Here is a 10,717-nt window from a genome sequence, read left to right on the forward strand (position 1 = left end):
GACGCGCCGGACGAGTCCTCCGACCGGACCCGAGCGCGGTCGCGGCGTCGCGGCCGCTCGCCGCGTCCAGTACGCTTTATACACTCGCGTAGTCACTCGTTCGCATGGAGACGGAGGAACTGCTGGACACACTGCAGGCCGCGGACCTCTCGTTCTACCAGGCCAACGCGTACGTCGCGCTCCTGGAGCTGGGGACCGCGTCCGCCACCGAGGTCGCGGACGCCAGCGAGGTCCCCGACGCCCGGATCTACGACGTGTTGCGCGACCTCGACGACCTCGGCTACGTGGAACTGTACGAACAGGAGACGTTCCAGGCGCGCGCCACCGACCCCGAGACCATCGTCGACGGCCTCACCGAACGCGCGACCGCCCTCGAGGACGCCGCCGACGAGATCCAGGACCGCTACGAGCGACCGACCCTCGACACCCAGACCGTCAGCATCGTCAAGCGCTTCGACACCGTCGTCGAGGCCGCGCGGTCGTTCGTCAGGGACGCCGAGATACAGGTGCACGCGACGCTCACGCCCGACCAGTTCGAGACGCTCCGCGACGACCTCGCGGACGCCCACGACCGCGGCGTCACCGTCAACGTCACGCTGCTCGCCCAGGACGACGACACCCCCATCGACAGCGTCGACTACGAGGGCGCCGTCAGCGCCGTGCGCCGCCTCCACCGGCCCTCGCCGTTCATCGTCACCTCCGACCTCCGCCGGACCGCGTTCGCGCCGAACCCCGCCGCCATCGAGGAGTACGGCCTCATCCTCCAGAACCGGTCGTTCACGTACGTGTTCTTCTGGCACCTCCTGCTGTTCGCGTGGCTCCCGTCGCCGACCGTCTACGCCGAGGACGTCGACGCCCCGAAGCGGTACGCGGACATCCGCCAGTTCCTCCTCGAACACTTCCGGTTGCTCCGGGAGGACGCGACCATCACCGTCGAGGTCACGGGCCGCCACACCGAGGACGACCGCGAGGTCACCGTCTCCGGCCCCATCGTCGACACGGACCGCGGCTCCACGGCCGCGGGGTCGCTGAGCTCCGACGTCCTCGCGCTCACCGGCACCGCGACGTTCGTCGTCGACGACGGGACCGACTGCCACACGGTCGGCGGCTGGGGCGCGACCTACGAGGACATCGAGGCCCGCCGCATCACCGTGACGGACGTCGAGTCCGTCGACGGCGTCCCCGCCGAGGACTGACCCGGCGGCGCCCCACGCCCGCCGTTCTCGGGTGCGTCACCGGTCGCCGTTCTCGACGGCCGTCTCGTACCCGCCGTCGCCGTCGCGCACCACGCCGACAGCGCAGACCGCGTGCTCGAACGCCGCGCTGTACGCTTCGGCGGCGGCGTCCGGTGCGGACGCCGCGTCGAAGCCGATGGGCTCCGGACTCGCCTTCTCGTAGGTCGCGACCAGCGTCGGCTCCTCGACCGCCTCGACGAGCAGCGCGTCCTTGCGCACCGTCCCGACGTACGCGCTCCCGTCGTCCGCGAGCACGCCCGCGATCCGCGGCGTGTCGTAGTCGTCCTTCTCGTAGTCCAGCGCGAGCAGCGACTCGGCGAGCGCGTCCCGCGGCGGGTACCCGAGCCCGAGTTTCTCCGTGACCGGGTCGACGTGGCTGCCGTTCCCGACGACGGCGTGTCCGGCCGCCTCCCGGTAGCAGTTGTACGACACGTAGGGGTTGTCCGTCTCCGGCGCGTCCGGCGTCGGCGCGACGGTCAACGCGCCCTCGCGCTCGATCACCCTGCGGTCCGGGAACGACCGCGAGGACACTCGGTACGCTGCTACCTCGGGACCCACGACGACGAACCGTCCGACGTACATGCGAGAACGTGCATCCTCGGTGGGCAAATAGCCGTCGAAGTATGCACGTTCGGCCGCCGGACGCCCCTCGTCGCCGGGGTTCGCAACACTGATAAAGCACAATCGCCTTTCGTCCTGTGCGAGCAGTCCATTGGGGTAGTGGCCAATCCTGAAGCCTTCTGGGGGCTTCGACCCTGGTTCGAATCCAGGATGGACTACTTCTGCTGCGAGCGGACGCGAGCAGCGAATCGTGTGAATTCGAGCCCTGTCGGACGGGCGCAGCGACGCGAGCACGTCCGACTCCGGTTCGAATCCAGGACGGACCACTGCTCCCGGTTCGGTGACCGTCCAGCGACGCCTGCGTCCCGGTCCGGTGGGTTCGCCCGCGTCACTTTCACTTTCACCGCGCGGCAGGATTCGGTTCTTGTGGCGGACGCGCGTCAGACGCGGACAGGTGACGCATGGATGACCACACGGACGCCGGCTGGCGCGTCAAGTGCCCGCGCGGCCACACGCGGCTGCGCCGCCAGCGCGACGGCCGCTACTACTGCCGGAGCTGCGACCGGCACTACGACCGCAGCGACCTGCGGGGGTGACCGATGTCCGTAGACCCCCGCACGAACGCCGTGCCGAACGGCGCGCGCAGCGTCCTGCGCGCGAACCCGGACGCCACCGCGCGCCTGCCGTCGCCCGCCGACGAGTTCCGGCGCGCCGACCTCCCGGACGAGGTGGCGCGCGTGTTCAGGCGGTTCCGCGAGCACGGCGTCGTCGAGCGCGCCGGCCGCGCGGCCGACGGCGCGCACACGTACCGCACCGACCCGGGCGCCTACGAGGTCGCCCGCGAGGTCCGCACCGACCGCGACACGCTCCCCTGCGGCCACGGCGGCATGCGGAACCTCCGCGGGGACGCGTACTCCTGTGGCGACCCGGACTGCGACGCGCGCTACGACCGCGACACCGTCGCCGCGGTCGTCTTCGAGTGACCGACTGTCCGCCGGGCGTCAGACGCGCGACTGCTCTCCGCGGGCGCCGTTTCGACTGGAAGAATCGCTGACAGCTCCGCGTTCGCCGCTCTCGGGGACTACCTTCGAAGCGCGAAACCGCACGCGGGCGCCGCTATCCAACCCCTCCGTTTCGACTGGAACGGGGTGTGCTACCGACACTCATTCCGCCCCGTCGAGCACCTCGATCGCGTCCAGTTCGCGCTCGGGGTCGTACTCCGCGACGTCGCCGCGCTCGACGCCCGCCCGCCCCGTCATCTCCCCCAGAATCGCCTCCCTGGCGTCCGCCGGCGCCTCCGTCTCGTTGACCACCTCGTCGCGCTCGGTCGCGTACCGCGCCTTCAGCGAGCTCGCGTCCGTCGGGTAGCTCGACCCCTGCACCGCCGCCTCCGCCGCCGCCAGGGTCCCCTCGACGTGCTCGGCCGGGCCGCGCTCGTGCTCGCTCGGGAACTCACCGGTCTCCGCCTCGGGTACGTAGTCGTCCTCGCTCACGGCTAGCCGAACCGCCTCGCCGCCGAAATGCGTGCCGGCCGACTCCGTCCCGGCGGCCAGCGACTACTTCTCGACGTCCAGCAGCGCGACGCGCTCGCGCACCACGCCCGCGAGGTCGCCCGCCGCCGCCGCCAGTTCCGCGTCGCTCACGGCGAAGAACGCCCGGAGCGCGTCCGGGTCGCCGGCCACGCCGCCGTCGCCGTCCAGCGCGGCCGCGAGCGCCTCGTCGTCGCCGAGGACGGCGGCGTCAACCAGGCGGTCCGCGACTGCCGCCGCGGCCCCCGTCTCGTCCCCCTCGCCGTCCGCGTCGTGGACCACGACCACGACCCGCTGCTCGCCCTCGCCGACGCCCATCTCGAGCGCCTCGCGGATCTGGCGGCGGCCGGCCGCGTACAGCAGGACCTCGACGGCGCGGTCGCCGGCGACGTTCTCGCCGCGGTCGAACGCGCGGTCGGCGCGCTCGACGGCCGCCGCGAGGTGCCGGCGGTCCGCCACGTAGGCCGCGTCGAACGCCTGCACCGCCGCGCCGTGCTCGTCGCCGACCGCGCCGAGGGCCGCGACGAACTCGTCCACGTCGCCGACGCGCGCGGTCCCGACGACGAGCCTCACGAGAAGTCACCCAGGTTCGCCTGCCCGTCGCCGCCGCTCGCGCCCGCCGCGTCCCCCTCCTCTGCGGCCGCCACCGCGTCCGCGTCGGCGTCCACGCCGTCCATCTCCGGGTCCGGGTGGCCGGCGTTCGCCAGGATGCGCTCGGCGGTCTTCTCGCGGCCGCGCACGGCGCCCAGCACGACGCCCTTCTCCGCGTTCCGGAGGTCCGCACGCGACTCGATGCCAGCCTCGTACAGCCGCCGCGCGCGCTTCCGGCCGACGTCGCGCACGCCCGCGAGGTCCAGCAGCTCCTCGCGGACGCCGTACTCCACGCGCTTGCGGGCCGCCCTGACGGCGGTCGCGCAGTCCGCGTCGAGCTCGCCGGCGAGGCGCTCGGCCGCGTGCAGCAGCCACTCCGCGGTCTCGACTTTCCCCCGGATGTCGCCCGGGCCGACGTCGTAACGCTCCGCGATGCGGTCCTCGTCGAGCTCCGACGCCCAGTCCTCGAGGAGCTTCGCGGTCTTCAGCGCGGACAGCCAGTCCTCGAAGTCCGGCGCCTCCTCGCGGGGCGTCCGCCCCAGCAGTTCGTCCTCGCGCTCGTAGGCCAGTTCGGTGTACCGCTCGCGGTCGCCCGACCGCAGGTACAGCTCGTACATGTCCGGCGTCCGGCTCACGAGGTGGAACAGGCCCAGCGGCGACGGGTCCGCGCTCGCGTCGCCGTCCGACGCCGGCGCGTCCGCCTGCATCTCGCTGGCCGTCTGGAAGCCCGGCTCGCCGTCGGCGCTCGCCCGCTCCGCGGTCGCCGGCTGGCCGGCCGCGCGCGCCGCGTCCCGGAGGCCGTCGACGAGCGTCGCCGCGCTCATCGGGTCGACGTACAGCTGGCTGACCAGGTGGCCGGTGGTGGTCGCGCGCAGTGCGCCGGCCTCGCGCTCGACGAACCCGTTGCGGTCGAGGTACGCGAGGACGTCCAGTGCCACGTCCTCGAGGCGGCTCGCGTCGTCGGTCTGGGTGGCGTACAGCGTCTCCCCCAGGAACGCCAGGAGCGCGTCCTCGGTGGCCGTGAAGCCGGTGGCGACGGCGGCGAGGACGTGCGTGCGCAGCGCGGGCTCCGCGGCGAGCTTCGACCGCACGGGCTCGGGGTCGGCGTACACGTACCGGTCGAACAGCTCCTCGAGTTCGTCGTGGCTGCTCGCCAGCAGCACCGCCTCGCCGTAGGGGTCCCGGCCCGGCCGGCCGGCGCGCCCGAACATCTGGTGGACCTCCAGCACCGACAGCGGCTGCATGCCGCCGGCGGTGCCGTCGTAGCGCTGCCAGTCCCGCACCACGACGCGCCGCGAGGGCGTGTTCACGCCCGCCGCGAGCGTCGGCGTCGCCGCGACGACCTTGACGGCGCGGTCCCTGAAGGCGTCCTCGACGAGTTCGCGGTGCTCGCGCGCGAGGCCCGCGTGGTGGAAGGCAGCCCCCTTCTCGACGGCGTCCGCGAGGTCGTCGCTGGTCTCCGTGTCGCTGACGCCGCGGATCTCGTCGGCGACCGCCTGCAGGCGCTCGCGCTCCGCGTCCGTGATCCCCGTCTTCGTCACGTCCGCGAGCCGGCGCGCCGCCGCCTCCGCGTTCCGCCGCGAGTTCACGAACACGAGCGTCGACCCGCCGTCCTGGAGCGTGTCGTCGACGATGGCGGCGGTCTGGCTGTCGCTGCGGCCGGTCGCCAGCTCCGCCTGCGTGCCGTCGTCGTAGTGGACGGCCTGCCCGTAGTGGACGCCCGTCCGCAACTCGATGGGCCGCCACGTCGAGTCCACGAGTGCGGCGTCCAGCCAGTCGGCGACCTCGTCGGCGTTCCCGACCGTCGCCGAGAGCGCGACGACCTGGAGGGCGGGGACGCGCTGGCGGAGCTTCGCGAGCGTCACCTCCAGGGTGGGGCCGCGGTGGTCGTCGTCCACGAGGTGGACCTCGTCGGCGACCACGCAGGCGAGGTCGTCGATCCAGTCGGCGCCGTTCCGCACGAGCGAGTCGACCTTCTCGGAGGTGGCGACGATGACGTCCTCGTCGGCGAGGCGCGCGCCGTCGCTCTCGTAGTTCCCCGTGGAGACGCCGACCGACACGCCGTGGTCCTCGAACGCCGCGAACTCCGAGGCCTTCTCGCCGGCGAGCGCTCGCAGGGGCACGATGTAGAGGGCCTTCCCGCCGCGCTCGACCGCCGACAGCATCGCCAGCTGGGCGACGAGGGTCTTCCCGCTCGCCGTCGGCACGCTCGCGACGAGGTTCTCGCCGTCCGCGACGCCCTTCTCGACGGCCTCGGCCTGCGGCGGGTACAGCTCCTCGATGCCCTCGCCCTCGAGGTGGTCGACGGCCCACTCGGGGACGCCGTCGACGTCCGCGACTCTCATTGCACCGAGGTAGGCGCGTCCCGCGGTTTAAACTGTCGGGCCGGCGGACGGCGGGTCCGGCGACCGGAGCGGCTCCCCGGCGGCGTCGCCCGGCAACCCTATAGGCGTCCGCGTGCCAGCCCCGTGTATGCGAATCGAGTACGACCGCGACGTCTGCATCGGGATGTTCCAGTGCGTCGCGGAGTGGGACGCCTTCGAGAAGGACACCGACGCCGGGAAGGCGGTGCTCGCGGACAGCGAGGAGGTCGAGGACGACCTGTTCAGCCGCGAGATTCCCGGGGACGCGGAACTGGACGCGAAGTTCGCGGCGCGGGCGTGTCCCGTCGACGCCATCACCGTCTACGACGACGACGGCGAACAGATCATCCCCTGACCGCGCGCGCTGGCCGCCCTCTCGGCCGCGGTCCGGCCGGAGAAGGACTTATGGTACTCTCTAGCATACGTCCTGCTGGCATGTGTCACCACTGGGAGGAACTCCCGGTCGAGGACCTCGACGCCGAGGCCGAACACGACGCCGAGGACGTCGAGGACGTCCAACAGGAAGCCGCGCCGGCGTGACCGGCCGCAACGACGGCCGGTGATCGGCGCGCGACCGAACAGCCGCGGCTGAACGGCGCTACGCGATCTCGTCGTACTGCTCGCCGAGCTTCTCGGCGGCCTCGCCGAGCTGGTCGCGCTCGTACTCCGTGAGGTCCCACTCCACGACCTCCTCGACGCCGCCGCTCCCGAGCTTCACGGGGACGCCGAGCCCGACGTCGTCGAGGCCGTACTCGCCGTCGAGCACGACGCTCCCCGGGAGCACCTCGCCCGTGTCCCGGAGGATGGCCTCGACCATGTGCGCGACGCCCGTCGCCGGCCCCCACTGGGTCGCGCCCTTCTTCTCGATGACGTTCATCGCGGACGCCTGGAGCTCGCCGAGGATCTCCGCTTTCTCGTCGTCGCTGAACTCGGGGTCCGCGCCGTTCACGCGCACCTTCGAGAACACCGGCACCTGGGCGTCGCCGTGCTCGCCGAGGATGGTCGCCTCGACGTTCTGGACGGGCGCGTCGAAGCGCTGGCCGAGGACGTACCGGAACCGCGCGGAGTCGAGGCGGCCGCCGAACCCGATCACCTCGTGCCGGTCGCGGTCGCCGGTCTCGTAGAGGTGGCGGTTCAGGAGGTCGACGGGGTTCGACGTCGTCACCGTCACGAAGTCGTCGTTGTGCTCGGCCAGCGACGACCCGATGTCGTCCATGATGGGAGCGTTCTCGCCCGCGAGGTCGATGCGCGTCTGGCCGGGCTGGCGCGGGATGCCGGCCGTGACGACGACGACGTCCGAGCCCGCGGTGTCCTCGTAGGTGCCCTGGTACACCTCGGTGTTCGCGTCGTACGCCACGCCGTGGTTCGCGTCCGCGGCCTGCCCGACGGTCTCGTCCTCCTTCTCGGGGATGTCCACGAACACGAGCTCGTCGGCGACGTCGCGGAGCGCGAGGTTGTAGCCTGCGGCGGCGCCGACCGTGCCGGCGGCCCCCACGATGCTGACCTTCGTCATGTCACGTACACCACCGCCGGGAACGCCGTTAAGCCCTTCGGTGACTCCGATACCGCGGGACGCTGCCGGGACGGCGACGCGCGCCGGACCGGCGGTCGACGACCGCCGAGCCCGCGTCGCTCCGCAGGCTTTTCGAGGCCTGGCGCCCTTCGTACGCCCATGAGCGACACGGACGACGGCTTCGACGAGGAGGCCGTGCGGCGGGAGCTCCGCGAGAAGTACGAGAACGACGACCGCGGGGAGACCGAGCGAATGAGCGAACTCCTCCTGCAGGGCGCGACGATGACGAACCAGCACTGCGACGCCTGCGGCTCGCCCATCTTCCGGTACGACGGCCAGTCGTTCTGCCCGAACTGCCAGCACGCCGCCCGGCAGGCCCAGCAGGACGAGCAGCCCTCGCAGTCCCCACAGGCCCAGCAGGACGAGCAGGGCGGACAGCACCAGGAGGACGCGGGAAGCGCGAACGGTGGCCAGCACGCCGCCGACGCCGGGGCGGCCGCGAACGCGGACGCCGGCTTCGCGGCGGACGTCGACGCGTCTGCCGTCGAGGGCGCGACTGGTGACGACGGCCGAGCGCAGTCCGCGCCGCAGTCCCGTGGCCCAGACCGGACCCCGGCGCCTGCGAGCGCCGGCGGCCGCGAGCACGGCGAGGCCGCCGACGCGCTCGAGGCCGCCGTCGCCGCGCTCGCGCGCCGCGCCGCCGGCAGCGACGACCCGCGGCGCGCCCGCGAACACCTCGAAGCGGCCCGCGAGGCCGCCGAAGCGCTCGCCGCGCTCCGCCACAACACGTAACACGTCCACCCGCGTCGCTCCCGGCATGCACGTTCTCGCGCCCGTCGACGACTCCGACTGCAGTTTCCGCGCGCTCGGGTTCGCCGCCGAGCTGGCGGACCGCTACGACGGCAGCGTCGACGTCGTCCACTTCGCCGACCGCGACGCGGCCGACGCCGACGCGGTCGTCGACCGCGCGAACCGCATCCTCGACGCCCAGGGCGTCGACGCCGACGTCGAAGTGAGCGCCGACGCGGACGCCGAGTTCCGCCCCAGCGACAGCGTCGGCGAACAGATCCTCGAGCTCGTGGCGGCCCGCGGCTACGACCACGTCGTCATGGGCCACCACGGCGCCGGCACGCTCGAGCGCGCCATCCTCGGCAGCGCCGCCGAGACCGTCCTCCGGGCCGACCGCGTGCCCGTCACCGTCATCCCGTGACCGACCGCGACGTCAGGCGCGGCTACGAGACCCACGCCGAACGGTACGCCGCCGCGCGCTCGACCGACGACCGCGAGCGCGCCATCCTCGACTCGTTTTTCGGCGACTGCGGCGGCCTCGAGTGCGTCCTCGACGCCGGCTGCGGCGGTGGCTCGCCGGTCCTCCGGCGGCTCGCCGCGGACGCGACCGCGGTCGGCCTCGACTTCGCCCGGAACCTCCTCGACGTCGCGGCCGACGCCGCTCCGGACGCCCGCCTCGTCCACGGCGACGTGACCGCGCTCCCGCTGCGGGACGACGCCGTCGACGCGGTCGTCGCCGTCGACTCGGTGATCCACGTCCCCGTCCCCGAGCACGCGGCGACGTTCGCGGAGTTCGCTCGCGTCCTCCGGCCGGGCGGCCGTCTGCTCGTCTCCGAAGCCCCGGCGCCGTTCGAGCGCTCCCACGACGACTGGCTCGGCGCGGGCGCCGAGATGGCCTGGCACATGGCGGGCACGGAGCGGACGCGCGAGCACCTCCGCGACGCCGGCTTCCGCGTCACCGAGTACTGGCCGGCGCCCGACACCGGCCCGGACGAACCGCCGAGACCGCCGTTCTTCGCGGCGCGCGTCGACTGAGCCGCGCGGCGGTCCGGCGGTACGGCCGGTCTCAGTCCGGCCGGTAGTCGCTGGCGACGACCTCGCGGACGCGCTCGGCGGTCACCGCGCCGACGCCCTCGGCGTCCTGCAGGTCGGCCTCGCTGGCGGTCATCACGGCCTCGACGCTCCCGAACTCGTCGAGCAGCGACTGCGCGGTCACGGGCCCGACGTCCGCGATCGCGGAGACGACGTACTCCTGCTGTTCGCCGAGGGTCTTCGCGGCCTTCTCGCCGTGCGCGCTCACCTCGCGGTCGTTGTCGGTCTGCTCGCGGTCCGCGATGGTGTGGAGCATCTCCGCGGTGTCGTCCTCGCTTCTGGTGTGGAGGACGCTGACGCCCCACTCGACCGCCAGCGACGACAGCGCCGCCCGGACCGCGTTCGGGTGGACGTTCCGCTCGGCGTACAGGTCGCCGTCGCCCTCCAGCAGCAACACGGGTCGGGTGTAGTGCCGCGTGAGGTCTTTGGCCTGCTCGAAGAGCGACCGGTCGCCGCCCAGCAGGGTGTCCATGAAGTCGCCGTGGGTCTTCCGCTCGACGGCGACCCGGTCCGAGAGCACGTAGTCGCCGACCGCCAGCGTCTCCAGGCGCGTCGCCACGCCCTCGCGCTTCGAGAGGTCGCGCGCGACGTTCGAGTCGAGTTCGCGCTGGTCGACGACGACCTCCACGGGGTCGTCGTCGCCCTCGCTGGCCGCGCGCGCCGCGACGCCGTCGCCGTCCCCGCCCCCCTCGACGTCCTCGGGGTCCGGGGCCTCGAAGTCCGTCAGGCCGGCCTGCTGGTCGCCGCCGGCCTCGCCGTCCGCCGCGCTCGCGTCGCCGGCCCCGGTTTCGACCCCCTCGCGGTCGCCGCCGTCCGCGTCGCTCGCACCCTCCGAGCGCTCGCCGCTCGCGTCCGCCGTCGCCTCGCTCCGCTCGGCGACGCTGCTCTCGGCTTCGCCGCTCGCCTCGCTCCGCTCGGCGACGCTGCTCTCGGCTTCGCCGCTCGCCTCGCTCCGCTCGGCGACGCTGCTCTCGGCTTCGCCGCTCGCCTCGCTCCGCTCGGCGACGCTGCTCTCGGCTTCGCCGCTCGCCTCGCTCCGCTCGG

The 10,717-nt window shown here is 73.2% G+C and carries 13 protein-coding genes and 1 tRNA gene; 8 read left to right on the forward strand and 6 right to left on the reverse strand.

Annotated features, from left to right (window positions below):
- The first annotated feature begins 104 nt into the window (after nucleotides 1-104).
- Complete coding sequence (locus tag U5911_RS05090; RefSeq protein WP_336035830.1) at nucleotides 105-1,196, forward strand: TrmB family transcriptional regulator; 1,092 nt, start codon at nucleotides 105-107, stop codon at nucleotides 1,194-1,196.
- Between the two features lie 36 nt (nucleotides 1,197-1,232).
- Here U5911_RS05090 and U5911_RS05095 read toward each other — a convergent pair whose 3' ends face one another.
- Nucleotides 1,233-1,817, reverse strand: coding sequence for an IMP cyclohydrolase (locus U5911_RS05095; RefSeq protein WP_336035832.1), 585 nt, complete (start codon nucleotides 1,815-1,817; stop codon nucleotides 1,233-1,235).
- A 124-nt stretch (nucleotides 1,818-1,941) separates the two neighbouring features.
- On the opposite strand from U5911_RS05095, the gene U5911_RS05100 reads away from it, so the two are divergent.
- The 3 genes from U5911_RS05100 to U5911_RS05110 all read left to right on the forward strand — a co-directional run bounded on the left by U5911_RS05100 (nucleotide 1,942) and on the right by U5911_RS05110 (nucleotide 2,779).
- A tRNA-Gln gene (locus U5911_RS05100) sits at nucleotides 1,942-2,014 on the forward strand.
- A gap of 243 nt (nucleotides 2,015-2,257) precedes the next feature.
- A complete protein-coding gene (locus U5911_RS05105; RefSeq protein WP_336035833.1) occupies nucleotides 2,258-2,392 on the forward strand; it encodes a hypothetical protein in 135 nt (44 codons plus the stop codon).
- 3 nt (nucleotides 2,393-2,395) lie between these two features.
- Nucleotides 2,396-2,779: a hypothetical protein gene (locus U5911_RS05110; protein WP_336035835.1), complete on the forward strand. Its 384-nt coding sequence runs from the start codon at nucleotides 2,396-2,398 to the stop codon at nucleotides 2,777-2,779.
- Between the two features lie 180 nt (nucleotides 2,780-2,959).
- On the opposite strand, the gene U5911_RS05115 is transcribed toward U5911_RS05110, so the two are convergent.
- The 3 genes from U5911_RS05115 to U5911_RS05125 form a co-directional block, all read right to left on the reverse strand.
- The gene (locus U5911_RS05115) at nucleotides 2,960-3,289 is read right to left on the reverse strand and encodes a hypothetical protein (protein WP_336035837.1); all 330 of its coding nucleotides are present in this window, start codon (nucleotides 3,287-3,289) and stop codon (nucleotides 2,960-2,962) included.
- 63 nt (nucleotides 3,290-3,352) lie between these two features.
- Complete coding sequence (gene cgi121 / locus U5911_RS05120) at nucleotides 3,353-3,898, reverse strand: KEOPS complex subunit Cgi121 (protein ID WP_336035839.1); 546 nt, start codon at nucleotides 3,896-3,898, stop codon at nucleotides 3,353-3,355.
- Nucleotides 3,895-6,261, reverse strand: coding sequence for an ATP-dependent DNA helicase (locus U5911_RS05125; RefSeq protein WP_336035841.1), 2,367 nt, complete (start codon nucleotides 6,259-6,261; stop codon nucleotides 3,895-3,897). The genes cgi121 and U5911_RS05125 overlap by 4 nt, the downstream gene beginning before the upstream one ends.
- 127 nt (nucleotides 6,262-6,388) lie before the next feature.
- Here U5911_RS05125 and U5911_RS05130 point away from each other — a divergent pair, with 127 nt between their 5' ends.
- On the forward strand, nucleotides 6,389-6,634 hold the full coding sequence (locus U5911_RS05130) for a ferredoxin (RefSeq protein WP_336035842.1): 246 nt from the start codon (nucleotides 6,389-6,391) through the stop codon (nucleotides 6,632-6,634).
- Between the two features lie 243 nt (nucleotides 6,635-6,877).
- On the opposite strand, the gene mdh is transcribed toward U5911_RS05130, so the two are convergent.
- Nucleotides 6,878-7,792 (reverse strand): malate dehydrogenase, encoded by a 915-nt coding sequence (mdh, locus tag U5911_RS05135; RefSeq protein ID WP_336035844.1) that lies wholly within the window; start codon nucleotides 7,790-7,792, stop codon nucleotides 6,878-6,880.
- A gap of 159 nt (nucleotides 7,793-7,951) precedes the next feature.
- On the opposite strand from mdh, the gene U5911_RS05140 reads away from it, so the two are divergent.
- The 3 genes from U5911_RS05140 to U5911_RS05150 are packed head-to-tail and all read left to right on the forward strand — an operon-like array spanning nucleotide 7,952 to nucleotide 9,616.
- Nucleotides 7,952-8,584 carry an Sjogren's syndrome/scleroderma autoantigen 1 family protein gene (locus U5911_RS05140; RefSeq protein WP_336035846.1) on the forward strand — a complete coding sequence of 211 codons (633 nt, stop codon included), beginning with the start codon at nucleotides 7,952-7,954 and terminating at the stop codon, nucleotides 8,582-8,584.
- Nucleotides 8,585-8,609: 25 nt separating this feature from the next.
- Nucleotides 8,610-9,002: a universal stress protein gene (locus U5911_RS05145; RefSeq protein WP_336035848.1), complete on the forward strand. Its 393-nt coding sequence runs from the start codon at nucleotides 8,610-8,612 to the stop codon at nucleotides 9,000-9,002.
- Entirely contained in the window at nucleotides 8,999-9,616 is a 618-nt protein-coding gene (locus tag U5911_RS05150; RefSeq protein ID WP_336035850.1) for a class I SAM-dependent methyltransferase, read from the forward strand. Before U5911_RS05145 ends, U5911_RS05150 begins: the two co-directional genes overlap by 4 nt.
- A 31-nt stretch (nucleotides 9,617-9,647) precedes the next feature.
- Here the strand turns inward: U5911_RS05150 and U5911_RS05155 are convergent.
- The coding region (locus U5911_RS05155) for an ERCC4 domain-containing protein (RefSeq protein WP_336035852.1) at nucleotides 9,648-10,717 on the reverse strand (1,070 nt) is incomplete at its 5' end.

It is taken from the genome of Halobacterium yunchengense, assembly GCF_037031165.1.
Taxonomy (GTDB): domain Archaea; phylum Halobacteriota; class Halobacteria; order Halobacteriales; family Halobacteriaceae; genus Halobacterium; species Halobacterium yunchengense.